This window comes from Kitasatospora sp. NPDC049258, from assembly GCF_040678895.1.
Lineage (GTDB): Bacteria > Actinomycetota > Actinomycetes > Streptomycetales > Streptomycetaceae > Kitasatospora.
Genome location: NZ_JBFAQT010000032.1, coordinates 1 through 25523, shown reverse-complemented (window position 1 = coordinate 25523; position 25523 = coordinate 1). Strand labels below are relative to the sequence as shown.

Sequence of the window (25523 nt, the reverse complement as noted above, 5' to 3'; positions counted from 1 at the left end):
ACGGCCGAGCGGCGGAGCACACTCGGCCGTGGCGGACAAGACTTAATTGATTTTGACCGGATTGACGATGTCCGCGACCATCACCAGCGCCGTGAAGCAGATGAAGATCCCGGCCACCACGTAGGCCACCGGCATCAGCCGGGCCACGTCGAACGGCCCCGGATCCGGCCGGCGCACCAGCGCGGCGAACCGGCGGCGCACCGACTCCCAGAGCGCGCCGGCGATGTGCCCGCCGTCCAGCGGCAGCAGCGGCAGCATGTTGAACAGGAACAGCGAGAGGTTGATGCCGGCCAGCAGCTGGACGAAGAACGCGAGCTGCTGGGTGGCCGGGAGGTCCATCGCGAACACGTCCCCGCCGAGGCGGGCGGCGCCGACCATCCCGATCGGGTCGTCGGTGGAGCGCGGGGTGCCGTCCACCACCGCGTGCCACAGGCTGGGGATCTTGCTCGGCAGGGCGGCCAGGGACTTGACGCCGTGCTCGGCCATCGCGGTCATCTGGTCGGCGCTCTCCCCGACCGACAGGTGGTGCACGCCCTCGGCCGGGGTGATGCCGAGGAAGCCCGCCTCGACCGTCTGCCCCTTGACCGCGTAGCCGTCCTTGTCCATCACCGGCAGGGTGTTGGTGGCGATCTCGGCGGACAGCGTGACCTGCTGCCCGTCCCGCTCGACCACGACCGGCACGGTGCGGCCGGCCGAGTCGCGGATGTCGTCCTGGAGCTGGCGGTAGGTGGTGATCGGGTCGCCGCCGAAGGAGAGCACCCGGTCGCCGTTGTGCAGCCCGGCCTTGTTGGCCGGGGACAGCGGCGCGTCGGCGGGGCAGACGTCCGTGCGCTCGCCGGTCTTCACCACGCACTGGCTCACCGAGGCCACCACCGGCACCGCGATCTGCTGGCCGATGCCCATGAACAGCGCCAGGAAGAGCGCGACCGAGAGGATCAGGTTCATGAACGGGCCGGCGAACATCACGATGACGCGCTGCCACGGCTTGCGGGTGTAGAAGAGCCGGTCCTCGTCGCCCTCCTGGAGCTCCTCGTAGGAGGCCTCCCGGGCGTCCTCGATCATGGTCCGCCAGGGCGAGCTGCTGCGCTTGGTTATCCGGCCGTCGGCCCCCGGCGGGAACATCCCGATCATGCGGATGTAGCCGCCGAGCGGGATCGCCTTGATGCCGTACTCCGTCTCGCCCTTCTTGCGGGACCAGACGGTCGGCCCGAAGCCGACCATGTACTGCGGCACGCGGATCTTGAACAGCTTGGCCGTGGAGAGGTGGCCGAGCTCGTGCCAGGCGATCGAGATGAGCAGGCCGACCAGGAAGATCAGGATGCCCAGCGCCCACATCAGGTTGTTCACTGCTGATCCTCCGTCATGCCGCTCCGCTCGCCGTCCGTACCGCTCAACCCGCTGCCAGCTCCGTGGCGCGGGCCCGGGCCCAGTCCTCCGCGTGGAGTACGTCCGCCAGGGTGAGCGAAGTTCCCGCGGGGGTGCCGTGCTCGGCGACCACCTTGGCGACAGTGTCCACGATTCCGGTGAAGGGCAGCCGGCCCTTCAGGAAGGCGTCCACGCACTCCTCGTTGGCCGCGTTGAACACCGCCGGGGCCGTGCCGCCGAGCGTACCCACCTCGCGGGCCAGCTCGACCGCCGGGAAGGCCTCGTCGTCCAGCGGGAAGAACTCCCAGGTCGCGGCCTTGGTCCAGTCGCAGCCGGGGGCCGCGTCCGGCACCCGGTCGGGCCAGCCGAGGCCGAGCGCGATCGGCATCCGCATGTCCGGCGGGCTCGCCTGGGCCAGCGTGGAGCCGTCCGAGAACTCCACCATCGAGTGGACGACGGACTGCGGATGGACCACGACCTCGATCCGGTCGAACGGCACGTCGTACAGCAGGTGCGCCTCGATCACCTCCAGCCCCTTGTTCACCAGGGTGGCCGAGTTGATGGTGATCACCGGACCCATCGCCCAGGTCGGGTGGGCCAGCGCGTCCGCGGGGGTGACGGTGGCCAGCTGCTCCCGGCTGCGCCCGCGGAACGGGCCGCCGCTGGCGGTGACCACCAGCTTGCGGACCTCGGCCCGGGTGCCGCCGGCCAGCGCCTGGAAGATCGCGGTGTGCTCGGAGTCCACCGGCACGATCTGCCCCGGCTTCGCGAGCGCCCGCACCAGCGGGCCGCCGACGATCAGCGACTCCTTGTTGGCCAGCACCAGCACCCGGCCGGCCGCCAGCGCCGCCAGGGTGGGCGCCAGACCGATCGAGCCGGTGATGCCGTTGAGCACCGAGTGGCACTCGATCCGGGCCGCCTCGGTGGCCGCCTCGGGCCCGGCCAGGATCTCCGGCAGCCCGCGGCCACCGGCCTGCGCCGCCAGCGCCTCACGCAGCGCGGGCACGGCTGCCTCGTCGGCCACCGCCACCGTGTGCACGCCCAGGCGCAGCGCCTGCTCGGCGAGCAGCGCCACCCGCCCGCCGGCGGCCGAGAGCGCCACCACCTTGAACCGGTCCGGGTTGCGCAGCACCACGTCGATGGCCTGGGTGCCGATCGATCCGGTGGAGCCGAGGATCACCAGCTCCCGGGGGCCGGCGGGGTCCTTGACGGTCGGGGTGAAGCGCAGCTGCGGGTGGGCGAGCGAGTTCATGGGCACCATTGTGTCCTGCCCGCCGGCCCGCCGTGCCGTCCGCCCCGTCGGAGGGTTACTTCCAGGCCCAGAGCTCCCGTGCGAGGCGCCGTCCGCCTCGACCTCCCACTCGAACAGGCCGGCCACGCCGCCCGGGCTCATCAGCACGCCCTGCCCGACACCCGACAGGGTGCCGTCGGCCCGTAGCCGGCCCGAGTGGGTGCCGATGTCGTGCACCTGGACGCCCAGGAGGCGTCCGTCCGCCTCGAAGGAGGTCTCCACCGTCGGGGGCAGGCCGTGGTCGGCGGGCACCACCCGGCGCACCGTCGTCCGGCCCTCTTCCTCACCCGACTGGTCGCCGGGCATGGCCCTTCCCCTCTCCGCAGACACCCCCGACCACCCCCAACCCCTTCCGGACCACGCCGGGCGCCGGAGGGTGTCACGGCAGGCCGATGCCCCGCCACCGGACCGCGGTGACGGGGCATCGCAAGGCGCCCCGAGATCTCGGGGCCGAGGCCTCAGAGGTCGAGGCCGGTGAGCACCAGGACCCGCTCGTAGGTGAAGTCGTCCATCGCGTAGCGGACGCCCTCGCGGCCCACGCCGGAGTCCTTGACGCCGCCGTACGGCATCTGGTCGGCCCGGTAGGACGGGGCGTCGCCGATCACCACGCCGCCGACCTCCAGCTCGCGGTGGGCGCGGAAGGCGACCTGCACGTCGTGCGTGAAGACGCCGGCCTGCAGGCCGAAGGCCGAGTTGTTGGCCTCGGCGAAGGCCTCCTCGGTGGAGTCCACCCGGTGCAGCGACAGGACCGGGCCGAAGGCCTCGGAGGTGGCCAGGATCGCGTCGGCGGGCAGCTCGGCGAGCACGGTCGGCGCGTAGGCCGCACCGTCGCGGGTGCCGCCGGTGAGCACCTTGGCGCCCTTGGTGACTGCGTCCTCGACCCAGGCCTCGACGCGCTTGGCGGCGTTCTCGTCCACCAGCGGGCCGACGTCCACCGAGTCGTCGCTCGGGTCACCGGTGACCTGGGCCTGGACCTTGGCGACGACCTTCTCCGCCAGCGCGTCGTACACCGAGGCGTCGGCGATGACCCGCTGCACCGAGATGCAGGACTGGCCGCCCTGGTAGTTGGCGAAGGTGGCGATCCGGGTGGCCGCCCACTCCAGGTCGGCCTCCGAGGACCAGTCCGCCAGCACCAGCGCCGCGGCGTTGCCGCCGAGCTCCAGGGTGACGTGCTTGCGCGGCACCGAGTCCATGATCTGGTAGCCGACCTTGTCGGAACCGGTGAACGAGATGATCGGCAGCCGCTTGTCCTGGACCAGCGCCGGCATCTTCTCGTTCGGCACCGGGAGCACGCTCCAGGCGCCGGCCGGCAGGTCGGTCTCGGCCAGGATCTCGCCCAGCACCAGCGCGGACAGCGGGGTGGCCGGGGCCGGCTTGAGGATGATCGGGGCGCCGACGGCGATCGCCGGGGCGACCTTGTGGGCGACCAGGTTGAGCGGGAAGTTGAACGGGGCGATGCCCAGCACGACACCCTTGGGGAAGCGGCGCACCACCGCGAAGCGGCCGGTGCCGCCCGGGTCGGTGTCCAGTCGCATGGTCTCGCCGTTGGTCCGGCGAGCCTCCTCGGCGGCCCAGCGGAACACCGAGACGGCCCGGCCGACCTCGCCGCGCGCCCACTTGATCGGCTTGCCGTTCTCCGCGGTGATCAGGCGGGCGATCTCCTCGGTGCGCTCGGCCAGGCGCTTGGACACGTGGTCCAGCGCGGCGGCGCGGACGTGCGCGGGGGTGGCGGCGAAGACCGGGGCGGCGGCGGCAGCGGCCGCGACCGCCTCCTCCACCTGGGCGTCGGTGGGCACGCTGACCTTGCCCACCAGGCTGCCGTCGTACGGGTGGCGGACCTCGAAGTCCCCGTCGCCGCTCGCCTTGCGGCCGGCCAGCCAGAACTCATGGGTGGTGGTCACGGTCGTACCGGCCCTCTCCTCGTCGTCTGCGGCTCCACGGACGCGGTGCCTGCCATCCACGGTAGGACCCGGACGGACCAAAGCGGATTGGACGCATCGGAGCGGAACCCCGCCGGGCCACTCCACGGTGGCAGATCCCCGCCGGCCCCGGCCCGGGCCGGGGTCAGTCCTCGCCGGAGCGCAGCGCGAGCCAGAGCTCCATCCGGACGTCGGTGTCGTCCAGCGAACGGCCGAGGAGCTCCTCGACCCGCCGCATCCGGTACCGCAGGGTGTGCCGGTGCACCCCGAGATCGGCGGCGGCCGCGTCCCACTGGCCGTGCCGCGAGAGCCAGGCGCGCAGGCTGGCCACCAGGTCGCCGCGGGCGGTCCGGTCGTGGTCGCGCAGCGGCCGCAGCAGGCCCTCGGCGAAGGCGGTGACCGCCTCCTCGCCGAGCAGCGGCAGCAGCGAGCCCGCGCCGACCTCCTCGTGGTCGACCGAGCGCCGGCCGCCGCGCTGCGCCACCGCGAGCGCCCGCTCGGCCTGCGCGTACGCGGTGCCCGCGTCCTCCAGGGCGGCCGGCGCGGAGACCCCGAGCGACAGCCCCTCCTGCTCCTCCACCGCGCCCAGGCAGGCCCGGTGCGCCGCGCCGTTGTCGAGCGCCAGCACCATCAGCCGGGGGCCGTGCGGGCCGTCCTCGCGGGAGACCAGCAGCCGCTCGCCGACCTTGCCGCCGGCCTGCTCGGCGCGGTCGCCCAGCTCGCTCAGCGCCTCGGCCGCCTCCGGGCCCGCCACCGCGCCGGCGACCAGCACCCTTATCGTCCCCTCCGGCAGCCCGCCGAACAGTCCGGACGCCACCTGACGGGCCGTGGCCACCTCACCGGCCAGCACCATCCGCAGCAGTGCCGCGCCCATCCGCTCCTCCGCCTGGCGCAGCTCCCGGGAGCGCTCCAGGGTCAGCGTGAGCAGCGCGACGGCCGCGTTCAGCACGTACCGCTCGGTGGGGGTGATCCGGTCCTCGGTGCCGACCGCGAGGAAGCCGCGGGCCCGGCGGTCGGCGCCCAGCGACTGGACCACCACGTAGTCCTCGTCGGCGGTGTCGATGCCCGGGGAGCGGCCCTGCAGCGCGGCGCTGGAGGGGGCCGGCCGGCGGCGCAGCCGGTCGACCTCGGCGGCCAGCCGGCCGGCCCGGCGGGCCGCCCAGTCGGGGGCCACCGCGGAGAGCGCGCCGGAGCCGTCGTAGAGCGCGGCCCAGCCGCCGAGCCGGGCGGCCAGCCGGCGGACCACCGCGGTGGTGCCGTCCTTGCCGAGCGCGGCCCGGGTCAGCTCCTCCTGGGCCTCGAAGCTGGTGGTGACCGCCTCGTACTGCTCGGCGGCCAGCGCGGCGGAGACCGCCTTGGAGATCGCGATGAACGGGGTGGCCTCCGGCACCCGCAGCAGCGGCAGCCCGCGCTGGGCGGCCGCGTCGACCAGGGCCTGCGGCACCTCGGTGTGCGAGAGCCCGACCCCGAGCCCGAGGCCCACCACCCCGGCGTCGGCGAGGCGGTGCACGTACGCCTGCAGGCGGGCCGCGCTCTTGCCGAGCTTGATGCCGGTGGTGAGGAGGAGTTCGCCGCCCTCCAGGAAGGGCGTCGGGTCGTCCAGCTCGCTGGTGTGCACCCAGCGGACCGGCCGCTCCAGGTGGTCCGCGCCGGCCAGAACCGTGAGGTGGAGCGCGGTGTTGCGGACGACGGAGGCGAGTGTGGGGGGCATGGCACCTTCGGTGGTTCGACCAGGCCGCGCCGTTGCGGCCGGGCGAGAGGGGCTACTGCCCCCATTATGTACGGCCCGGACAAGCGGCAGCGCCGAATCCACCGGACCGGAGTCCGGTGCTCGGGGGCCCTCCTGCCGAAACGGCCTCTTTCCGGTGTCAGCTGCGCAGATCGACCAGCAGCGGCGGCACCTGCTCGCCGTTCACCGTCGACAGCGAGATCACCGCGTGCCCGGTCGGCAGCGCGTGCGCCAGGTCCGAGGGCGACCAGCGGTGCCGCTCGACATCCCGGGTGGTGACGCTCTGGGTCTGCGCGGCGGTGCCGGAGAGCGCCTTGCGCAGCCCGCGGGCGGACTTGCGCAGCAGCCCGCCGGAGGTGTCCGGGGTGTGCGTGACGGCCGTCTCGGTGACCAGGTGGGTGCCCCAGGCCTCGGAGAACAGCCGGCCGTCCCAGGGCGCGATGCCGGGGAAGGCCATCCGGCAGCCCACCGCGCCGAACAGCGGGGCGCGCAGCGACTCGGGCAGGTCGACCAGGGTGCGCAGCACCAGCACCGCGCCGGCGTTCAGGCCGCGGATCCGCTGCAGGCCGCGCACCGCGTGCTGGTCCACCGCGGCCGAGGCGTCGTCCACCACCAGGCCGGCGAACAGCGTGCGCTCCTCGCGCACCGCGGCGGCCTGCAGGAACTGGCCGACCACCAGCCGGGAGAGCATCCGGGCCGCCTCGGGGTGGCTGCGCTCGGGGAGCTTCACCCGGACCCGAAGCGGGTGGTCCAGGGCGCGCATCGCGAAGGCGGGCCTGGCCCCTGGCGTGCCCGCGAAGCAGTCCGCGAAGACCGGCCGGTCCAGCAGCGCCAGCCGGTCGGCGAGCAGCATGCCGGGGTCGTCGGCCCGGCCGTGCTGGCGGGCCCGCTGCTGGAGGTCCGCCGCGAACGCGGTGTCCCGGCCGGCCTTGCGCAGCGCCTCGGCCAGCTCCACCCAGCCCTCCTCGTCGCCGGCGAGCAGGCCGCGCAGCTCGCGCACCCCGGGGTGGCGGCCGTACGCGGCGTGGAACGGGCCGACCACCTGCTGGAGCGCCGTGCGGGCGCTCTCGCCGCGCAGCACCAGCTCGTCCGGCAGCAGGGCGTCCGCCAGTCGCGCGGCCGCCTCGTCCGCGGTGCGGGCGGCGCCGTACAGGTCCAGGCCGTACGGGGAGGCCGGGTCGCCGGGCGCGATCACCACGTCGTACCAGGAGTCCGGCCCGAGGTCGCTGTCGGCGGCGCCGACCACCACCGCGCAGGCGGTGCCGGCCAGGGCCTGCAGGCAGAGCGCCTCGGCGAGCGGGCGGGCCAGCCCGGTGGTCTTGCCGGTGCCGGCCGGGCCGACGGCCAGCAGCGAGGTGCCGAGGGTCGCCGGGTCGAGCGCGAAGCCGGCCGCGCGGTGCGCCGGCGGGTTCTTCACCACGTCCTGGGCCGTGCCGAGCCGCACCTGGCGGACCAGCAGGTCGTGCCGGGCGGCGCGGCCCGGCAGGTCGCGCGCCTCGGAGGGGTGGGCGCAGGCGGCGGCGCCGCGGGCCAGCACCTGCTCGGTGAAGTCGGGCAGCAGCCCCGGCGCGGCCTGCACCGCCTGCCAGGCCTGCCGGATCCGGACGTAGTCGACGTCGCCGACGGCCTCGGCCGCCAGCCGGGCGGCGGCGGCCGGGGCGCCGGGGCGCAGCTCCTGCCACGGGTCGGCGGGGCCGGCGACCGGTGCGCCGGCGGGCGGGGCGGTGGGCTCCTCGTGGGTGACGGTGCGCGAGAGCAGCGGCAGCGCGTAGCGGCGCCAGACCTCCGGCCAGCGCCCCATCCGGCCGAAGACCCGGATCACCACGAAGGCGAGGGCGAGGTTGAGCAGCAGGGCGAGCAGCACGGTCGGCACCAGCGGCAGGGCGCCGAGGCCGAGCAGTCCGAGCAGAGCGAACAGCGCCTGCCGGCCGTACACGAAAGCGAGCCAGCCGACCGCCAGGTTGAGCACCGCGCGCAGCAGCAGCGGTCCGGCCGGGACGGCGGCGTCCTCGCCGCGCTGCGGGTCGAGCGGGCGGTAGTGGAGGCGGAAGATGCCGGCGGCGAGCTCGGGTCTGGGCTCGGTGGCCCAGGCCGCCAGGTCGAACGGCCGGTGGCCGGGCTCGCGCGGGCCGGGCTGCGCGGGTACCGCGGACCGCCCGCCCACCCCTGCGGCCTGCTGCCCCTGCCCGCCGTCCAGTCCCATCGCGGCCCCGCTCCCTACGCCACCCCGGCACGATCGGTCCGTCCGTGCCGCCTCTACCCATGTCACCCACCCGGCGACACGCCCGCGCTCAATGTAGTGGAGCGGGGGCGGGCGGTAGCCGATCTCGGCCCACTGGCCGCGCCGGACAAGTCGTCCGGCGCAGTGCTACCGAGTGGCGCATGCCTGTGCGAGGGCGGCCGCCGTAGCCTGCGAGGACCGCGTCGAGAATCTGGAGAACACCATGAGCGCTGCAACGCCGCTCCCGCAGGAGCGCCGTCTGGTCACCGCGATCCCGGGCCCCAAGTCGCAGGAGCTGCAGGCTCGCAAGCTCGGCGCGGTGGCCGCCGGCGTCGGCACCACCCTGCCGGTCTACATCTCGCGCGCCGGTGGCGGCGTGCTCGAGGACGTGGACGGCAACTCGCTGATCGACTTCGGTTCCGGCATCGCCGTGACCAACGTGGGCAACAGCGCCGCCGCCGTGGTCGCCAAGGCCACCGAGCAGCTGGCCGCCTTCACCCACACCTGTTTCATGGTCACCCCGTACGAGGGTTACGTGGCCGTGGCCGAGCAGCTCAACGAGCTGACCCCGGGCAGCCACGAGAAGCGCACCGCGCTGTTCAACTCGGGCGCCGAGGCGGTGGAGAACGCGGTGAAGATCGCCCGCGTGTTCACCAAGCGCACCGCCGTCGTGGTGTTCGACCACGGCTACCACGGCCGCACCAACCTCACCATGGGCCTGACGGCGAAGAACATGCCGTACAAGCAGGGCTTCGGTCCGTTCGCGCCGGAGATCTACCGGGTGCCGGTCGCCTACCCCTACCGCTGGCTGACCGGTGCGGAGAACTGCGCCGCCGAGGCCGCCGCGCAGGCGATCGACATCATCAACAAGCAGATCGGCGCCGACAACGTCGCGGCGATCATCATCGAGCCGATCCAGGGCGAGGGCGGCTTCATCGAGCCGGCCAAGGGCTTCCTCCCGGCGATCGCCGAGTACGCCAAGGCGAACGGCATCGTGTTCGTCGCGGACGAGATCCAGACCGGCTTCTGCCGCACCGGCGACTGGTTCGCCTGCGACGACGAGGGCGTCGTCCCGGACCTCATCACCACCGCCAAGGGCATCGCGGGCGGTCTGCCGCTGGCCGCGGTGACCGGCCGCGCCGAGATCATGGACGCCGCGCACGCCGGCGGCCTGGGCGGCACCTACGGCGGCAACCCGGTGGCCTGCGCCGCCGCGCTGGGCTCGATCGAGACCATGAAGTCCGAGGACCTGAACGGCAAGGCCCGGCGGATCGGCGAGATCATGCTCGGCCGGCTGAGCGCCATGCAGGAGAAGTTCGCCGGCGACGACCGCTTCAGCATCGGCGAGGTCCGCGGCCGCGGCGCGATGATCGCGGTCGAGCTGGTCAAGCCGGGCACCAAGGAGCCCGCCCCGGAGATCACCGCCGCCGTGGCGAAGGCCTGCCACGCCCAGGGCCTGGTGGTGCTGACCGCCGGCACCTACGGCAACGTGCTGCGCTTCCTGCCGCCGCTGGTGATGCCGGAGCACCTGCTGGTCGAGGGCCTCGACATCATCGAGAGCGCCTTCGCCGCCGTCTGACGGCGGATCCCGCCGAGCGGCCCGGTCCACCACGGACCGGGCCGCTCCGTTTCTGTACGGTTTTCGTGTCGCCGACCGGGGAATTTTCACAGACCTCCGAACGACCATGGAGGTTGTACCGAGGGTGGTGAAGATGCTGTGCGGATCACCCGAACCTTCGCTGCTCCGACGGGCCATGACGTAGTGTCATGCCAGATGGACAGCGAGCCCGACGACTTAGCGACCAGCCCGTCCGGCGCCTGCTCGCAGGCTCCGGACACCCATGACCGATCGACCGGCCGTCCGCCCCAAACCCCCCGGGGCGCACGGAGCGGCGATCACCTCAGCCGCCCCGGGGCTCTCCCCCCCGCCTCGGGGCGGCTCATGCGTTCCCCGGCGCCGATCGCGGCAGCCGTGCTGCTGGCCGTGCTGGCGGTGGTCTCCTGGCAGGTCGCGGCCGAGGGCCCGCTGCTGGGCCTGGACCGCAGCGCCCGCCGGGCCACCTACGAGTTCCGCCACCAGCTGCACAGCACCGCGGTGAACCACCTCGGCGCCGCGCTGTCCGACCTCGGCGGCAACGTCCCGGCCTTCCCGCTGCTGCTGCTCGGCGGCGCGTTCGCCGCCCTGCTGTGGCGCCGCGCGGACACCCCTCGCTGGTGGCTGCCGCTGCCGGTGGCGGTGCTGGCGGGGGTGCTGGTGCCGGCGCTGGTCGTCCCCGGCAAGGCCTACTTCGCCCGACCGGGCCCGTTCGGCGTGCCGCTCTCCGCCGACCAGCTCGGCTGGTACCCGTCCGGCCACACCGCCACCTCGACCATCGCGTACGGGACGGTCGCCCTGCTGGTCGGCCGGGCCCTCGCGGTGCGGGCCCGGCGCCGGCTGTACGCCGCGACGGCGCTGCTCTGCGCCGGGGTCGGCTGGGGGCTGATGTGGAGCGACTACCACTGGCTGCTGGACGTCCTGGCCAGCTGGTGCCTGGGCGGCCTGGTGCTGCTGGCGCTGGCCCGGTGGGCGGTGCCGGCCGGCGGCGGCGCGCCGGCCGGCCGCGGTCACTGACCCTCGGCCGGCTCCTCCTCGTTGCGGTGGACCAGACCGGGCTCACCGTTGTCGCGGTGCCACTCGACCACCAGCTCGTCGCGGGTGCCGAAGCGCACCAGGTGGCGGCCGACCACGTCCTCCAGGGTGGCCAGATCCTCGGCGGCGCCCTCGACCGTGAGCAGCAGGGCGTCGGGCTCGGCGACCAGGGTGGCGGTGCCGGCCCGGAAGGCCAGGGCGCCGCGGCCGTCCTCCTCGGACCAGTCGGCCTGGATCTTGCGGCTCATGTGCGCGGCCAGCTGCTTGCCGTAGCGGCCCGGGCGGTCGGTACGGACGCGGGCTTCGGAACGAGGCATGTGTACTCCCTGGTTAGGATTGCCTAAGTTCCCCCACCGTACCCCAGATGCTGAGCTTGGCTCAATATATTTCGGATCACCCGACGCCCTGCCCCGCCGGATACCCTGACTCCACCCTTCCCGGCCCTGGGCAGGGCACGCCGAGCCCGGAGCCCGCCATGACCACCCCGCCGACGGCAGACACCGCCGCCGAACTCGCCGACGCGCTGACCCGGGCGATGAAGCGGATCCGTCGGCAGACCATGCACCGGCTGGAGCCCTACGGGATCACCCCCGGCCAGGCCCGGGCGCTGCGCACCCTCGCCCACGCCCCCGGTTGCGAGGGCCGGGAGACCATGCGCCTGAGCGAGCTGGCCGAGCGGCTGCACATCGCGCCCCGCTCGGCCACCACCGTGGTGGACGCCCTGGAGGAGGCCGGGCTGGTCACCCGGACCCCCGACCCGACCGACCGGCGGGCGGTCCGGCTGGTGCTGACCGAGGCCGGCCGGGGTGCGCTGGAGCGGATCGGGCAGGTCCGGCACGAGGTCGCCCAGGAGTACTTCGCCCCGGTCAGCGCCATCGAGCAGGCCGCCCTGCTGCAGGCACTGCGCGGCGCCGAGACGGCGTTCGAGGCGCGGCGCCCGGCGCACCGGCCGGACGGCGCGGACGGACCGCGGTGAGCCCGATGCCGGCGACCACCAGCACGGCGGCCGCGGCCGCGAGCGGGCCGAACCGCTCCCCCAGCAGCAGCCAGGACGAGGACATCCCGAACACCGGCACCAGCAGCGAGTACGGGGCGACCGCCGAGGCGTCGTAGCTGCGCAGCAGGAAGCTCCAGGCGACGAAGCCGAACAGGGTGGACAGCAGCCCCACGTAGGCGATCGCGCCCAACCCCGCCAGGTCGATCCCGGCCAGCGCCCGCAGGTCCGCCTCCGGCCCCTCGACCAGCAGCGACAGCCCGAGCAGCGGCAGCGGCGGGACGGCGCTCACCCAGACCATCCAGCGCAGCGCGTCCGGCGGGGCGGCCTTGCGGGTCAGCACGTTGGACAGCCCCCAGAACACCGCCGCGGCGACCACCAGGGCGAACCCGCCGACCGGGCCGTCGAGTCCGCGGTCGAGGGCGGCCAGCGCGATCCCGGCGAAGGCGATCGCCAGGCCCGCCGTCCGCAGCCCGGTGGGCCGCTCGCGCAGCAGCGCCGCGGCGAACAGCGCGGTGAACACGGCCTGGCTCTGCAGCACCAGCGAGGACAGCCCGGCCGGCATCCCCGCGTGCATGCCGAGGAACAGCAGCCCGAACTTGACCACCCCGAGCGTGCCGCCGACCGCCAGGATCCAGCGCCACGCCACCGTGGGCGGCCCCACCAGGAACACCGCCGGCACCGCCACCACGGCGAACCGCAGCGCGCAGAAGAGCAGCGGCGGGAAGTTGGCGAGCCCGACGTGGATCAGGACGAAGTTGAGGCCCCAGACGGCGGCGATCGCCACCGCCAGGGCGATGTGACGGGGACGCATGGTGGTGCTGGTCGCTGGCATGGATCGAGCATGGCGGCGCGGGACCGTGCAGCACCAGCGATGAATACTGAAGCGAACTGCTTAGCATTGCTGAACGATGAGGAGGGGACGGCCCGGATGATGGATCTCGGACGGCTGCGCGCGCTGCACGCGGTGGCGGTGCACGGCTCGATCGGGGGCGCGGCGGGCGCGCTGGGTTTCACCCCCTCGGCGATCTCCCAGCAGATCGCCAAACTGGAGCGGGAGACCCGCACCGTGCTGCTGGAGCGCCAGGGCCGGGGCGTGGTGCTCACCGACGCGGCCCGGCAACTGGCCGAGACCGCACAGGAGTTGCTGCTGCTGGTGGAGCAGGCCGAGGTGACCTTGGAGGAGCGCCGCGGCCAGGCCGTGGGCCGGCTGCTGATCGCCGCCTTCGCCACCGGCGCGCGCGGCCTGCTGCCCGGCGTGCTGGCCGATCTGCGGGAGAGCTGCCCGGAGCTGGACGCCCGGCTGCTGGAGAGCGACCCGTACCCGGCCGCCGAACTGGTGGCCCGCGGCGAGGTCGACCTCGCCCTGGTGCAGGACTGGCCGACCGTGCCGCTGCCGGTCCAGCCCGGCCTGGCCCGGCTGGACCTCGGCCCCGACCCGGTGGACCTGCTGCTGCCCGCGGACGACCCGCTGGCCGCGCTCGACCAGGTGCCGGTGGCGCGGCTGTGCGGGCGGCGCTGGATCAGCGTGCCGCCCGGCAACATCTGCCACGACTGGCTGGTGCGGACCATGCGGGAGGCTGGCGAGGAGCCCGATGTGGTCCACCAGGTGGGCGAGTTCGAGACCCAGATCGCGCTGATCGGCGCGGGCCTCGGCCTCGGGCTGGTGCCCCGGCTGGGGCGCGGGGTGCTGCCCGCCGGGGTGGTCGCCCGGCCGGTGTCGCCGGAGCCCTCCCGGCGGGTCTTCGCGCTCTGGCGGAGCCAGGCCTCCCGGCGGCCGGCCATCACCGCGGCGCTCACCGCGATGCGCCGGCGCTGGAGCACCCTGCCCGGCTGACCACCGGCCGGACCGGCTCAGCCCGCGAAGCCGATCACCAGCCACATGAAGCCCACCCCGACCAGCGTGCACAGCAACGTGGTGCGGGAGGGGTGCGGGCTGTGCGCCTCGGGCAGGATGTCCGAGGTCGCCAGGTACAGCAGGAAACCCGCGAAGAAGCCCAGGTAGAGGCCGAGCAGTTGCTCCGGGATGGTGAACAGCAGGGTGATTGCCGCCCCGGTCACCGGTGCCAGCGCGTCGGCCGTCAGCAGGGTCAGCGCCCGCCGCCGGTCGTTCCCGTAGAGCCGGGTGATGGTGTACGTGTTGAAGCCGTCCGCGAAGTCGTGCGCCACCACCGCGATCGCCACCACGGTGCCCACCGTGCCGCCGGCCTGGAAGGCCGCGCCGATCGCGAAGCCGTCCATCATGCTGTGCGCGACCAGTGCGCCGGCCGCCGCCAGGCCGACCCGCTGGGTGCCCGGGTGCCGGTGACCGTGCCCGTGGGTGTGCTCCGCGTACTCGCCCTCGTGACCGCGGTGGATGGCGACCGCGCGCTCCACGATGTGGATCACCAGGAAGCCGGCGGCGAACATCAGCAGCGCCTGCGGCACCCCGTGCACCTCGGTCGGCGCCGCGGCCAGGGCCTCCGGCAGCAGGTCGAAGGAGACCACACCCAGCATCAGGCCGGCCGCGAAGCCGAGCACCAGGTGCCGCCGGTCACCGGTGCGCTGGGCGGCGAAGCCGCCGATCAGGGTCATCAGGAACGCGCCCGCGGCGACCAGCACGGCGGTCATCGTGGCGCTCCCCTCACCCGTCGGCCCTCACCCGTCGACGGCGCTCCGCGGTGGGGCCGGACGACCGCGAGGACCGCTGCCCACGGGCGCAGCCGCCCGGCCCGGGTCCGGCGCAGCCGGGACCTGCGCCCAGCCTGCCCGCGGCCCGGCGCCGCGGCGCGCCCGGCGGTCCGTCGGGGTGACGGGCGGCCGGCCCCCGAGGAGCGAGGGCGCCGGGTCAGCCGTCGGTGGCCGCCAGGTACACGGCGGACAGCTGCGGCGCGCCCTGGTCGGCCCAGCCGTGGCCGAGTTCGGTGACGTCCAGTTCGAGGCCGGTCGGCAGCACCATCAGCGGCCGGCCCTGCCGGCCGATCCGCCAGTTCGCCCCCGGCACCGTCCGCCGGATCACCGTGCCCAGGTACAGGCCCGCGTCGTTGCCCAGCCAGTCCGAGACCTCCGGGTCGTCGCGCCAGCGGGGCAGCAACTGGTCGAGGGCGGTCAGCGACTGCGGCCCGTCGTCCAGCCGCACCCCCGCCGACCCGGCCAGCTCCCGCAGCAGCCCGCACTCGCCGAACAGCTCGGCCATCGCCTCCTGCCGGTCCTCCCGGGCCTGCTGGTCGCCCGGCCCGCGCGGGTCCTCCCGGCCGGGCCCGGGGCGGTCGGCCGCGCCGCCGTCCGGCTCCGCCCGGTGCCCGCCGCGCTCGCGCCGGCGGCCGAAGAATCCGATTCCCATCGGTCCAGAGTGACAGGCGGCCGACCCGGACGCAGGCGGATCGCCCGGTGCGTCGGGGTCGGACCGCGAAGCTTCAGCCGCCCGTGGTGAGCGGCAGGCCGAGATGCGTCCTGGCCAGCTCCTGCACACCGCGGCCGTCGATCAGGTGGACGTGCTGGTAGCCCTCGCCGGCCGCCAGGTCGAGCGCTTGGTCGGTGAACCGCCCGGAGGTCAGCCGCAGTCCGCGCTCGGCGCCCTCCTCCCGGACCGCCTCGGCGAGCGTGCGCAGGTGGTCCGCCCCCACCGGTGCGGGCTCGCGCGAGGCCCAGACCACCCAGCGGCCGGGCAGGGCGCTACCGGGCCCGCCCTCGCCGGTCGCCACCAGCCCGGCCGGGCCGCGCAACCGCACGCTCCACCCGGCCAGGCCGCCCCTGGTCAGCAACTGCCGGACCAGGTGCGCGAACTCGTTCGGCGAGAGCTCCTCGACGCTCGGCACGGCCGCGCCGACCGTGCCGCCGGGCTCGACCTCCACCCCCGCGTACGGATCCGGGGTGACCACCGCGGCCAGCTCGCGCAGCCGGACCAGCGCCTCGTCGTGCTCCGCGTCGGCGTAGACGCCCTCGCCGTCCCCGGCCTCGGCCGGGTGCTCCGCCGCCGTCTCGGGGCCGCCGGCCGGCAGCAGCCTGGTGCGGGCCAGGGCGTCCCGGTCGGCGTCCACGCTCAACAGGCAGAGCGGCTCGGCGTCGGGCCGCCGCAGCCAGCCGTTCAGCACCACGCCGGCCAGGATCTCGTCGGTGTCCACGGCGTCCGCCGCCTGGAGCGCGCGCAGCGCCAGCCGGGCGGCCAGCCGGAGGTAGTCCGAGGCGCGCTCGGCCGCCGCCCGCGGCACCGGCTCGATCTCCCCGTCCCGGCCCAGCCGGTAACCGTCCAGGGCGGGCACCAGATCGAGCGGCGGCAGGTCCAGGTCCAGCACGGCCGTGTCGGTGAGCGGCCGGAACACCGCGCGGCAGGGCGCCGGCAGGTCCTGGGTGGCCCCCTCGGCGGCGGCCAGCGCCCGCTCCAGCAGGGACTCCACGGCCGCCGGCTCGGACTGCCGGTACGCCCGGCGGCACTCCTCCAGCGTGTCGTTGTACTCCCGGACCGCCCTGGCCCGGGCCTGCTCGGCCTGCTCGTGCGCCAGCCGGGCCGCCCTGGCCCCGCCGTCGGCGGCCTCGGCCTGCCGGGTGCGCCACTCGCGCAGCGCACGCTGGTGGCTCAGCCGGGCCTGGGCCAGGCCCCGCTGGTAGCCGGAGTCCAGCAGCCGGCGGGAGGCGGGCTCGTCCGGGCCGGCCGCGGCCGGCTCGGGCGGGGCGAAGTCCGCCCAGCGCGGCTCGGCGCCGGCCTCCGGGCCTTGCCCTGCCGCCGGGTAGGGGCGCGGCTCGTAGCTGCGCAGCTGGCTCTCGAAGTCCATCGCCGAGACCGGCAGCGCGGCCCGGCGGAGCAGGTCGGCCAGGCGCTCGTGCTCGGCCTGCACCGTCAGCGTGCGGTGGTGCGTCAGCGCGGCCGCCCGGCCGTGCGCCGCCGCCTCCTCGTCCGGCCCGGCAGCCTGTTCCGGGATCTCGGCTCCGAGATCCCGGAACACCGAAGCCAGGAACCCGGGCTGGAGAAGGGTCGCGGTGGTGTCCGGGCGGCCTTCGGGTGAGTCCTGCATCGGCGGTCGTTCCCCCTGCTCGTCCGGCGCCGGTCGGCTGGGCCCACCGACGGTGGTCCTGTGCAGCATTGTCCACCGTCACCGGGCGCGGGTCAGCCAAGCCCGACAGTTGGCCCGGCCACCCTCGGCGCCGGGCCTGCGCGCTGCCGGCCCCGGCCCAACCCGGTCAGTTCGTCCGGGTGTTGGTCAGGTGCAGGCCGATGTAGCCGACGTAGATCCGGCCGCTGCGCGAGCAGTCGTCGAGGTAGTGCACCCGCGGCGCCGTGCCACCGCCGCCGATCCGCAGGTGGGCGCCCATGAAGGCGCGGCGGGAGGAGTCGACGCAGGCCGGCACCGGCAGCATCCGCTGGCGCTTCCACTTGGCGTGGCTGGCGACCGTCCGCGACTCCCCGCGGACCGCCTTGCGCGGCGGGAAGTGGTGGCAGCCGGCCGGGGTGTGCTCGCACCACTGCTTGAAGTCCCCGCCCGCCTGGCCGCGGACGGCCGCCGCCGCGTACTCCTGAAGGGCGGTCAGCCCCTCCCAGGTGAGCTTGGCCCAGCCGGACCCGTCGCACTGGCCGTCCAGCGCCAGGGTCTCCTTCTCGTCCCCGGTGAACTCCAGCAGCGGGAACTCCTCGAAGCGGCAGACCAGTTCGCCGAAGCTGGCGGGTGCGCCGTCCTGGTCCGCCCGGACGTCGGCGGCCAGCCCCGCCTGGTCCACGGCGCCCGGGCCGGCCACCGTGCACAGCCGGGTGGCGAGTGCCCTGACCTGCGCGCTGACGTGCCGCAGCACCGCGTCCTGCTGGTCCGTGTCGGCCAGCAGGCGGGCCTCCCGGCGACGGGAGTGGTCCAGGCTGCGGCGGATCCGCTCCAGCTCGTCCGCCCGGGACTGCCGCTCGCAGCGGTCGGCGCCGCCCGGGGCGGTGCCGCGCTCGGTGCCGCGCGCCGGGCCCGACCCGGCACCGGCGGGCCGGGGGTGCTGGGGCCGCGGCTCCGCCGGCGGCTGCAACACCGGGACGGCGGCCAGCAGATCGGGCAGCGGCAGCTCGGCGGCGAACCGGCGGGGCTCCCTGGCCAGCAGCGCGGCCGCCCGGCGGACGTCCTCGTCGATCCGGTGCCGGGGCATCACCGGGTGCCGGGCCCCGTCGTACCGGGAGGCCGGATCGACCTCCGGCAGGTAGGTGCGCACGGCTCCGCCGTAGACCTTGTGGTACTCCAGGGCCACGTTGAACAGCGGCAGCGCCGCATGGCCGAGCACCTGGAGCGAGGCGAGACCGGTCAGGTGCCGCAGCAGCGGATGGACCACCTCGGCCAGCCAGGTGTCCATCGCGACGGCGGGCGGGACGCTGGCGACCACCACCGGGAGCCTGCGCTCCGGGTCGCACAGCTCGTCGATCAGCGCGTCGACCTCCGTCCTGGCTATCACCCTGGGCTGCGCGGACAGCGTGACCGGCCCGTCGGTGGCGTCCAGCAGCGGCAGCAGGCTACGGGCCAGCTCGGGCACCGGCACCCGGCTCGCGGTGCGGACCCCGGAGCCGGTCGGCAGGTGCTCGGCCTCCAGCCGGAGCCAGCAGGGCCGCTCGTCGGCCGAGGCCACGGTCAGGGTGAGCTGGTCGATCCCGTGCGCGGCCGGGGTGCGTAGCCGGCGGCGGCTGTAGCGCGCTCCGGGGATCTTCCCGCGGAGGCCACCGGTGTCCCGGTCCAGCAGGACCCGGTCGCCCAGCCGCAGGCGCTCGGCGGGCGGCCCGCCCGGCCCGGCCGGGGCCGGCTGTTCCGGCGGTGGGGGCTCCTCGTGGCCCTCCTCCTTCAGCCACGTGGCCAGCAGTTGGTCGGCCAGAGCGACCGTGTCCCGGTGCGTGCGGGGTGTCGTGACGGTCATCCGATAGGGCGGCGGGGCGTGCTCGGGTGTCATGCGCGGTACCTCCCGGGGTGCGGCGGTGGGGCCTGAAGTCCTCCATCTGGGTCGGCCGGCCCGGTCGGCCGGCCTGCTCTGCGTGTGTCGGGTGGTCGGTACGGACCGGGTGACCCCGGCGGCCCGATCGGGCCGGACGAGGTCGCGCTGGTCCGCACTCCTTGTGGTAGAAGACGAAGAGGCCCGGAGCGGAAGTTCCGCTACCGGGCATGGTTAATTCGTTCGAGTGTTACCGAGAGGCATTCTTTGCCTGCTGCACCGGCGGCGTGGTGCGGTCAGACCGGGAGCTCCACGAAGGTGCGACCGACCGGCTCCGCCCGCGCGGTGCCCCCGGTGCTCTCCGCCAGCCAGGTGTGAAATCCCGTCACCGCGTCCTGCTCCACCCCGACCTCGATCCGCACCCCGTCCGCCTGGTAGGCCAGCTCGCGCACCACGTAGCCGGCCGCCCTCAGGTCGTTCTCCAGCCGGCCGGCCCGGGTGTGCCCCGCGGTGACGGCCAGCAGCGCCACCGGCCGCCGCTCCAGCAGCCCGGCCTCGTCCAGCGCCCGGGAGACGGCGTTGCCGTACGCCCGCACCAGGCCGCCCGCGCCGAGCTTGATCCCGCCGAAGTAGCGGGTGACCACCGCGACGGTGTCCGTCACCCCGCGCCGCCGCAGCACCTCCAGCATCGGCACGCCCGCCGTGCCGCCGGGCTCGCCGTCGTCGCTGGAGCGCTCCCGGCGCTGCTCCTCCCCGACCACGAACGCGGTGCAGTTGTGCCGGGCGTCCCAGTACTGCTTGCGGACGGCCGCCACGAAGGCCTGGGCCTCGTCCTCGTCGGCGACCCGGGCCAGGTGGCAGATGAACCGGGACTTCTTGATCTCGGTCTCGTGGCTGACGGAGCGCCGGACGGTGAGGTACGGCTTCGGGCCGGGCTCCGGCATGGCGCGGGGTCTCCAGGGCGTTGGTGGTGCGGGGGCGCGGGCCGGGCCCCGGAAGGCCGCAGGCCGGCGGGGTCGGCCGACCCCGCCAGCCTAACGCGGGCGACCGGGCTCAGCGGCCGGCGAGCGCGTCCAGCTGCGACCGGTCCAGACCGGTCAGGGCGGTGACCTCGGCCGGGTCCACGGCCCCGCAGTCCAGACCGCGCAGCAGGTAGCCGCTGAGCGCCCGGGCGGTGGCCGGCTCGTCCATCACATCGCCGCCGGCCTTGGCCACGTAGGCCGCGAGCCGGGCCGCCGCGGCGGCCAGCCCCTCGCGGTAGAAGGAGTAGACCGCGACGTACCGGGTGGGCAGGTGCGCCGGGTGCATGTCCCAGCCCTGGTAGTAGGCCCGAACCAGCGAGCGGCGGACCAGGTCGTGGTGGAGCTTCCAGGCGGCGTGCACCTGCTCGGTGGGGCCGGTCGGGATCACATTGGTCGAACCGTCCGAGAGCCGGACCCCGGTGCCCGCCGCCGCCACCTGCATCACGGCCTTGGCGTGGTCCGCGACCGGGTGGTCCATGCTCTGGTAGGCCGCGCCGACCCCGCAGGAGGCGCTGTAGTCGAAAGTCCCGTAGTGCAGTCCGGTGGCCCGCCCCTCGGCCGCCCCGATCATCCGGGCCACCGTGGCCCGCCCGTCCGCGCCCAGGATCGCCTGGGTGGTCTCGATCTGGATCTCGAAGCCGATCCGGCCCGCCGGCAGCCCGGCCCGCCGCTCGAAGTCCTCCAGCAGCCGCACCAGCGCCGTCACCTGCTCCGGGTAGGTGACCTTCGGCAGGGTGAGGACCAGGCCCTCGGGCAGGCCGCCGGCGCCCAGCAGGGTGGCCAGGAACAGCTCCAGCGTGCGGATCCCCCGGTCGCGGACCGCGGCCTCCATGCACTTGATCCGGATACCGACGTACGGCGGCGCGGTGCCCTCGGCCACCGCGGCGGCGACCAGCTCGGCGGCGCGCACGGCCGCGGCGTCCTCCTCCGCGTCGGGGCGCGGCCCGTAGCCGTCCTCGAAGTCGATCCGCAGGTCCTCGATCGGCTCCCGCTCCAGCTTGGCCCGCACCCGGGCGTGCACGTCCGCCAGCAGGTCACCGGCCGGCACGCCCAGCGCCTCGGCCAGCTGCGCCGGGGTGGCCGCATGGGTGTCGAAGGCCTCCAGGGCCTGCCGGCCCCAGTCGGCCACGGTGTCGGCGGCGAAGGCGTCGGCCGGCACGTACACCGTGTGCACCGGCTGGCGGGAGCCGGAGTCACCCGGGTAGCGGCGGGCCAGGTCCGCGTCGACCGGCGCCAGCAGCGCGTCCACGGCGGCCCGGGCGGCGGCCGAGAACGAGGCGCCGCCTCCGGGGTTGCTACCGTCCACCTGGGCCTGCGACATCCGGACTCCTCCACGGCACCGACAACACGTTCAACAGATTGTTGATGTGAACGTAGTGGCGGTGGCCGGGGGCGTCAATGGCCGCCGGTTTGGCGGATCCACCAGGCGGACGGGCGCCGCGCGGCCTACTCCCGGCCGGTCGCGACGTAGCGGTCCTGCAGGTGCTGCCAGATCTTGCCGAGCTCGGTGGCGCTCACCGAACCGTCCGGGCGGGTCCCGACCACACCCCACTCCCGGGTCAGGTAGTCGGCGAACCGCTTCGGGTCCGGGTGGTGCCCGTAGACGTCCATGTAGCTGATCAGGGCGTCGAAGCAGAGATCCGGGTCCAGCGGCTCGCCCGCGGGGCGGCGGGCGGCCGCCCACTGCTCGTCCAGCTCCTCGGCACGCTCGGCGGCGCCCTCGGCATCCGGCCCGGCGGTCCCGTCCGGCTCGAACGGCAGCGGCTCCACGGCCACGGCGGGCGGCGGCGTGTGCAGCTCGCCGTCGAGCCGCAGCGGGCGGTGGCCGATCCGGATCGGCTCCGACCCGTGCGCCTGCTGCTCCGGCCCGACCGGCACCGGGGCACCCGCGCCGACCGGCAGCCGGCGGCCCGGCCCCTGCGGCTGGGGCTGGGGCTGCGGCTGGCCCTGCGGCTGCGACTGCGGCTGGGGCTGCTGCGACTGCTGCGGCTGCGGCTGCGGCTGTGCGGGCCTCGGCGGCTTGAACCAGGGCGAGGCCTGGCCCGGCACCCGGGCCGTCCGGGCCGCCTCCTCCATCTGCTCGCTGTGGGCGCGGACCGCACGCGCGGTCCAGACGTTCAGCTCGCTCTGCTCCGCCGGCGGACCGGCCTGCTCGTCCGCGTGCGGATCCTGGGCGTCCCGCAGCCGGACGGCCGCGAGCTTGGCCAGCGTCGGCACCGCCACGGCCGCCGACACCGGCGGCACCGCCGATTGGTCCTGCTCCGCGTCCGCCGGCTCCTCGGGCCGCGCCGCGGCGGCCGGCCGCACCTCGGCCGGCCCCTGCACGCTCGCGGTGGTCAGCGTGGACCGGCCGGGCTGGGCGCCCTGGACGGCGTGCAGCGGCCCGTCGATCCGGTCCAGGATGCTCGGGTCCAGCGGCACCCCGTACTTGGCGAGCTTCAGCGGGAGCAGTGCCTGGAACGGGGCCGCGCGCCGCCAGCCACGGCCGTACCGGAACCGCAGCTGCGCCCGGTACACCAGCCGGTTCTGCTCCAGCCGGACGGTCTCGTCGTACGACCGCAGTTCCCACAGCTTCATCCGGCGCCACAGGCGGAACGTCGGCACCGGCGAGAGCAGCCAGCGCATCAGCCGGACCGACTCCATGTGCCGGTCGGCGGTGATCGCCGCGATCCGGCCGACCGCGTGCCGGGAGGCCTCGACCACGACCACGAACAGCACCGGGATCACCGCGTGCATCGCCATGCCCAGCGAGTCGCCCCAGGAGGCCGCCGCGTTGAAGGCGATGGTGGCGGCGGTCAGCAGCCAGGCCGTCTGCCGCAGCAGCGGGAAGGGTATCCGCAGCCAGGTCAGCACCAGGTCGAGCGCGAGCAGCACCACGATGCCGGCGTCCACGCCGATCGGGAACGCGTACGAGAAGGTGCCGAAGCCCTTCTCCAGAGCGAGCTCGCGCACCGCCGAGTACGAGCCCGCGAACCCGATGCCCGAGATCAGGCAGGCGCCGACGGCCACCAGGCCGAGCAGGACCCGGTGGGCACGGGTGAGGGATGGACGTGACATTCGTTGATCAACCCCTGGGACTCGGCTGCTGCCGTAACGCGACCGTGGCCGCCGGATCCGCTCCGGCCCGACACCCTCGTCAGGCCCGGAATCGCTGCCGGGCGCAGGATTGCCGCGCGTCGGACCGGTTCGGCCCACCGGATACTACTCGCACGCGCGTTTCATCCTGGCCCCCGCCCGGGGCTCCCGCTATCCTTCGCCGGCCCCGTTGAGGTGCGCAAGTACCGCCAGGACACGGCGGTTGGCGTCATCCGCGGGCGCCAACTCGAGTTTGGTGAAGATATTGGCAATATGCTTGGCCACCGCCCCGTCACTGACGAGCAGTCTGGCCGCCACCGCCGAGTTGGAACAGCCCTCGGCCATCAGCCCGAGCACCTCCCGCTCGCGCGGCGACAGCCGCTGGAGCGGCTGGGAACGGGCGTTGCTCCGCAGCAGCTTGGCGATCACGTCCGGATCCATCGCGGTCCCGCCGGCCGCCACCCGGCGGACCGCGTCGATGAACTGGTCGGCGTTGAAGACCCGGTCCTTCAGCAGGTAGCCGACCCCGCCGGAGCCGTCCGCCAGCAGTTCGCGGGCGTACAGCTGCTGGACGTGCTGGGAGAGCACCAGCACCGGCAGGCCGGGGATCTGACGCCGCGCCGCCAGCGCCGCCTGCAGCCCCTCGTCGGTCAGCGTGGGCGGCAGCCGGACATCCACCACCGCGACGTCCGGCCGGTGCTCCAGCAGGGCCCGGAGCAGGTCGGGGCCGGTCTCGACCGCCGCCGCGATGGTGAATCCGTGCGCCTCCAGCAGCCGGCTCAGGCCTTCGCGGAGAAGGTAGAGATCCTCGGCGAGGACAACTCGCACGGCAGCTCCAGGGTGATGGTCGTCGGGCCGCCCGACGGGCTGTCGAGCGTGAGGGTCCCGTCGAAGGTACCCAACCGCCGCTGGATCCCGCGCAGCCCGCTCCCCCGCTCGGGGGCGGCCCCGCCGCGTCCGTCGTCGGTGACCGTCACCCGCAGCTCACCGGCCCGGTGCAGGATGTCCACCCACACCTGCCCGGCGCCCGAGTGCTTGGCCGCGTTGGCCATCAGCTCGCTCACGCAGAAGTACACGGCCGCCTCCACCGGTGCCTCGGGCCGGCCCGGCAGGCTCACCGTCACCTCGGTCGCCAGCGGCGCCTCCAGCGCCAGCTCCCGGACGGCGTCCGCCAGCCCGCGCTCGGCCAGCACCGGCGGGTGGATGCCCCGGACCAGGTCGCGCAGCTCCTGCAGGGCCTTGGCCGAGGAGTGCCGGGCCTCCCCGAGCAGGGTGCGGGCCGCGGTGGGGTCGGTGTCCATCAGGTGCTCGATGGTGCCCAGGGTCAGCCCGATCGCCACCAGCCGCGCCTGGGCGCCGTCGTGCAGGTCGCGCTCGATCCGGCGGAGCTCCGCGGCCTGGGTGCCGACCGCGTCCGCCCTGGTCGCCGTGAGCTGCTCGACCCGCCGGGTCAGCCTGGCCTTCTCCTGCCGCCCGCCGGCCGGGTCGAACGCCCGCCGCAGCCAGTCCCCGTAGATCCGCACCGCGTGCGGCGCCAGCAGCAGCCCCAGCCCGAGCGCGATCGCCGCCGGGAAACCGTGCTTGACCAGCTGCGGGACGTACCCCAGCAGGCTGAAGCCGTCCTGCGAGTCGGCGAGCAGCTGCGCCACCTGGACCACCAGCACACCCGCGCCGACACCGAGCAGCCCCAGGCAGGGCAGCGCCAGCAGGGCCACCACCACACCGTTCACGAACAGCCGCCTGGCGTCCCGCCAGGTCTCCACGTCCCCGGCCACCGACCGGGCGTACAGCACCGCGTCGGCGCTCCACCGGCTCCGGTGGTAGGAGCGGCCGGTCCACCAGTGACCCCGCTCGTCCACCGTCGGCCGCGGCACGGCGGCATACCGGGGCGCCACCCTGATCCCGTACCAGTCCACCGCCGAGCGGCGCGTCCAGTGCGCGGTCAGCCGGCCGGCCGCGATCAGACCGGGCAGCCAGAGCAGCGCTCCGACGAAGGCCAGGAAGGCCTGCTCCGGGGTTGACCACTCGGACACCAGCACGGCGAGGCACAGTCCGGACCAGAGCACCAGGAGCGGCCCGAGCACCGCCCGCACGGCGAGCACCAGCAAACGGCCCTGGGCCTCCAGCCCGCGACGGAGCCAGGCGCGGAGCCGTTCCGCTCGCGCCGCTCCTGTCACGGGCATGCTCTGAGTCGCCATCCGTGGTCCTCTCCTGTACCGACCGTCCGCCGTGCGGCCACCAGTCTGTCGGGACGGATCGCGACGGTCACTGGCGCGGGGACCACAACGGGGGTGGTGCTAGGTCCACCCCGGTCCGGCCGGAAATGTGGCCGGGAATGCGAAAAGCCCCTCCGGGTGACCCGGAGGGGCTTCTCTGAAAGATTGTTCGGCGGCGTCCTACTCTCCCACAGGGTCCCC

20 protein-coding genes are annotated in these 25523 nt (G+C 74.9%); 4 read left to right on the top strand and 16 right to left on the bottom strand.

The genetic code is table 11. The annotated features are described in order from the left end of the window. Positions 1-42 precede the first annotated feature (42 nt). The 5 genes from AB0K43_RS23860 to AB0K43_RS23840 all read right to left on the bottom strand — a co-directional run bounded on the left by AB0K43_RS23860 (position 43) and on the right by AB0K43_RS23840 (position 8507). Positions 43-1335, bottom strand: a complete 1293-nt coding sequence (locus tag AB0K43_RS23860) for a M50 family metallopeptidase (RefSeq protein ID WP_363643020.1) — start codon at positions 1333-1335, stop codon at positions 43-45. 55 nt (positions 1336-1390) lie between these two features. Next, positions 1391-2617 (bottom strand): 1-deoxy-D-xylulose-5-phosphate reductoisomerase, encoded by a 1227-nt coding sequence (gene dxr, locus AB0K43_RS23855; RefSeq protein ID WP_363643018.1) that lies wholly within the window; start codon positions 2615-2617, stop codon positions 1391-1393. 497 nt (positions 2618-3114) lie between these two features. After that, complete coding sequence (locus AB0K43_RS23850) at positions 3115-4557, bottom strand: aldehyde dehydrogenase family protein (RefSeq protein WP_363642955.1); 1443 nt, start codon at positions 4555-4557, stop codon at positions 3115-3117. A gap of 163 nt (positions 4558-4720) precedes the next feature. Then, positions 4721-6286 (bottom strand): PucR family transcriptional regulator, encoded by a 1566-nt coding sequence (locus tag AB0K43_RS23845; RefSeq protein WP_363642953.1) that lies wholly within the window; start codon positions 6284-6286, stop codon positions 4721-4723. Positions 6287-6443: 157 nt separating this feature from the next. Continuing rightward, on the bottom strand, positions 6444-8507 hold the full coding sequence (locus tag AB0K43_RS23840; RefSeq protein WP_363642951.1) for an ATP-binding protein: 2064 nt from the start codon (positions 8505-8507) through the stop codon (positions 6444-6446). A 241-nt stretch (positions 8508-8748) separates the two neighbouring features. On the opposite strand from AB0K43_RS23840, the gene gabT reads away from it, so the two are divergent. Beyond that, positions 8749-10104 carry a 4-aminobutyrate--2-oxoglutarate transaminase gene (gabT, locus tag AB0K43_RS23835; protein WP_363642949.1) on the top strand — a complete coding sequence of 452 codons (1356 nt, stop codon included), beginning with the start codon at positions 8749-8751 and terminating at the stop codon, positions 10102-10104. 363 nt (positions 10105-10467) lie between these two features. Continuing rightward, the gene (locus AB0K43_RS23830; protein ID WP_363642947.1) at positions 10468-11136 is read left to right on the top strand and encodes a phosphatase PAP2 family protein; all 669 of its coding nucleotides are present in this window, start codon (positions 10468-10470) and stop codon (positions 11134-11136) included. Here the strand turns inward: AB0K43_RS23830 and AB0K43_RS23825 are convergent. Beyond that, positions 11130-11471 (bottom strand): DUF2218 domain-containing protein, encoded by a 342-nt coding sequence (locus AB0K43_RS23825; RefSeq protein ID WP_363642945.1) that lies wholly within the window; start codon positions 11469-11471, stop codon positions 11130-11132. The genes AB0K43_RS23830 and AB0K43_RS23825 overlap by 7 nt on opposite strands. Positions 11472-11629: 158 nt before the next feature. Here AB0K43_RS23825 and AB0K43_RS23820 point away from each other — a divergent pair, with 158 nt between their 5' ends. Then, complete coding sequence (locus tag AB0K43_RS23820) at positions 11630-12130, top strand: MarR family transcriptional regulator (RefSeq protein ID WP_363642943.1); 501 nt, start codon at positions 11630-11632, stop codon at positions 12128-12130. Here the strand turns inward: AB0K43_RS23820 and AB0K43_RS23815 are convergent. Then, positions 12021-12962 (bottom strand): EamA family transporter, encoded by a 942-nt coding sequence (locus AB0K43_RS23815; RefSeq protein ID WP_363643016.1) that lies wholly within the window; start codon positions 12960-12962, stop codon positions 12021-12023. The two genes, AB0K43_RS23820 and AB0K43_RS23815, sit on opposite strands and share 110 nt — an antisense overlap. 117 nt (positions 12963-13079) lie before the next feature. Between AB0K43_RS23815 and AB0K43_RS23810 the strand changes: the two genes are divergently transcribed. After that, positions 13080-13985: a LysR family transcriptional regulator gene (locus AB0K43_RS23810; protein ID WP_363642941.1), complete on the top strand. Its 906-nt coding sequence runs from the start codon at positions 13080-13082 to the stop codon at positions 13983-13985. A gap of 17 nt (positions 13986-14002) precedes the next feature. Here AB0K43_RS23810 and AB0K43_RS23805 read toward each other — a convergent pair whose 3' ends face one another. From AB0K43_RS23805 to AB0K43_RS23765, 9 genes are all read right to left on the bottom strand, one after another. Further along, entirely contained in the window at positions 14003-14758 is a 756-nt protein-coding gene (locus AB0K43_RS23805) for a ZIP family metal transporter (protein ID WP_363642939.1), read from the bottom strand. A 217-nt stretch (positions 14759-14975) separates the two neighbouring features. Then, positions 14976-15470: a DUF6278 family protein gene (locus AB0K43_RS23800; RefSeq protein WP_363642937.1), complete on the bottom strand. Its 495-nt coding sequence runs from the start codon at positions 15468-15470 to the stop codon at positions 14976-14978. 73 nt (positions 15471-15543) lie between these two features. Next, on the bottom strand, positions 15544-17139 hold the full coding sequence (locus AB0K43_RS23795) for a restriction endonuclease (RefSeq protein ID WP_363642935.1): 1596 nt from the start codon (positions 17137-17139) through the stop codon (positions 15544-15546). 166 nt (positions 17140-17305) lie between these two features. After that, a complete protein-coding gene (locus tag AB0K43_RS23790) occupies positions 17306-19030 on the bottom strand; it encodes a hypothetical protein (RefSeq protein WP_363642933.1) in 1725 nt (574 codons plus the stop codon). A 275-nt stretch (positions 19031-19305) separates the two neighbouring features. Further along, complete coding sequence (locus AB0K43_RS23785) at positions 19306-19953, bottom strand: YigZ family protein (protein WP_363642931.1); 648 nt, start codon at positions 19951-19953, stop codon at positions 19306-19308. Between the two features lie 109 nt (positions 19954-20062). Then, on the bottom strand, positions 20063-21352 hold the full coding sequence (locus AB0K43_RS23780) for an aldolase/citrate lyase family protein (protein ID WP_363642929.1): 1290 nt from the start codon (positions 21350-21352) through the stop codon (positions 20063-20065). A 125-nt stretch (positions 21353-21477) separates the two neighbouring features. Further along, the gene (locus AB0K43_RS23775; protein WP_363642927.1) at positions 21478-23088 is read right to left on the bottom strand and encodes a DUF2637 domain-containing protein; all 1611 of its coding nucleotides are present in this window, start codon (positions 23086-23088) and stop codon (positions 21478-21480) included. A gap of 189 nt (positions 23089-23277) precedes the next feature. Continuing rightward, complete coding sequence (locus AB0K43_RS23770) at positions 23278-23934, bottom strand: response regulator transcription factor (RefSeq protein ID WP_363642925.1); 657 nt, start codon at positions 23932-23934, stop codon at positions 23278-23280. Then, the gene (locus tag AB0K43_RS23765; RefSeq protein WP_363642923.1) at positions 23886-25304 is read right to left on the bottom strand and encodes a histidine kinase; all 1419 of its coding nucleotides are present in this window, start codon (positions 25302-25304) and stop codon (positions 23886-23888) included. Before AB0K43_RS23765 ends, AB0K43_RS23770 begins: the two co-directional genes overlap by 49 nt. Positions 25305-25523: the final 219 nt, after the last annotated feature.

Excerpts from the sequence above, each read along its gene's own strand:
- AB0K43_RS23780 (WP_363642929.1), bottom strand. The coding sequence starts at position 21,352 with ATGTCGCAGGCCCAGGTGGACGGTAGCAACCCCGGAGGCGGCGCCTCG.
- AB0K43_RS23790 (WP_363642933.1), bottom strand. The coding sequence starts at position 19,030 with ATGACACCCGAGCACGCCCCGCCGCCCTATCGGATGACCGTCACGACA.
- AB0K43_RS23785 (WP_363642931.1), bottom strand. The coding sequence starts at position 19,953 with ATGCCGGAGCCCGGCCCGAAGCCGTACCTCACCGTCCGGCGCTCCGTC.
- AB0K43_RS23840 (WP_363642951.1), bottom strand. The coding sequence starts at position 8,507 with ATGGGACTGGACGGCGGGCAGGGGCAGCAGGCCGCAGGGGTGGGCGGG.
- AB0K43_RS23845 (WP_363642953.1), bottom strand. The coding sequence starts at position 6,286 with ATGCCCCCCACACTCGCCTCCGTCGTCCGCAACACCGCGCTCCACCTC.
- AB0K43_RS23800 (WP_363642937.1), bottom strand. The coding sequence starts at position 15,470 with ATGGGAATCGGATTCTTCGGCCGCCGGCGCGAGCGCGGCGGGCACCGG.
- AB0K43_RS23775 (WP_363642927.1), bottom strand. The coding sequence starts at position 23,088 with ATGTCACGTCCATCCCTCACCCGTGCCCACCGGGTCCTGCTCGGCCTG.
- AB0K43_RS23815 (WP_363643016.1), bottom strand. The coding sequence starts at position 12,962 with ATGCGTCCCCGTCACATCGCCCTGGCGGTGGCGATCGCCGCCGTCTGG.
- AB0K43_RS23795 (WP_363642935.1), bottom strand. The coding sequence starts at position 17,139 with ATGCAGGACTCACCCGAAGGCCGCCCGGACACCACCGCGACCCTTCTC.
- AB0K43_RS23860 (WP_363643020.1), bottom strand. The coding sequence starts at position 1,335 with ATGTGGGCGCTGGGCATCCTGATCTTCCTGGTCGGCCTGCTCATCTCG.
- AB0K43_RS23820 (WP_363642943.1), top strand. The coding sequence starts at position 11,630 with ATGACCACCCCGCCGACGGCAGACACCGCCGCCGAACTCGCCGACGCG.
- AB0K43_RS23830 (WP_363642947.1), top strand. The coding sequence starts at position 10,468 with ATGCGTTCCCCGGCGCCGATCGCGGCAGCCGTGCTGCTGGCCGTGCTG.
- dxr (WP_363643018.1), bottom strand. The coding sequence starts at position 2,617 with ATGAACTCGCTCGCCCACCCGCAGCTGCGCTTCACCCCGACCGTCAAG.
- AB0K43_RS23805 (WP_363642939.1), bottom strand. The coding sequence starts at position 14,758 with ATGACCGCCGTGCTGGTCGCCGCGGGCGCGTTCCTGATGACCCTGATC.
- AB0K43_RS23825 (WP_363642945.1), bottom strand. The coding sequence starts at position 11,471 with ATGCCTCGTTCCGAAGCCCGCGTCCGTACCGACCGCCCGGGCCGCTAC.
- gabT (WP_363642949.1), top strand. The coding sequence starts at position 8,749 with ATGAGCGCTGCAACGCCGCTCCCGCAGGAGCGCCGTCTGGTCACCGCG.
- AB0K43_RS23765 (WP_363642923.1), bottom strand. The coding sequence starts at position 25,304 with ATGGCGACTCAGAGCATGCCCGTGACAGGAGCGGCGCGAGCGGAACGG.
- AB0K43_RS23810 (WP_363642941.1), top strand. The coding sequence starts at position 13,080 with ATGATGGATCTCGGACGGCTGCGCGCGCTGCACGCGGTGGCGGTGCAC.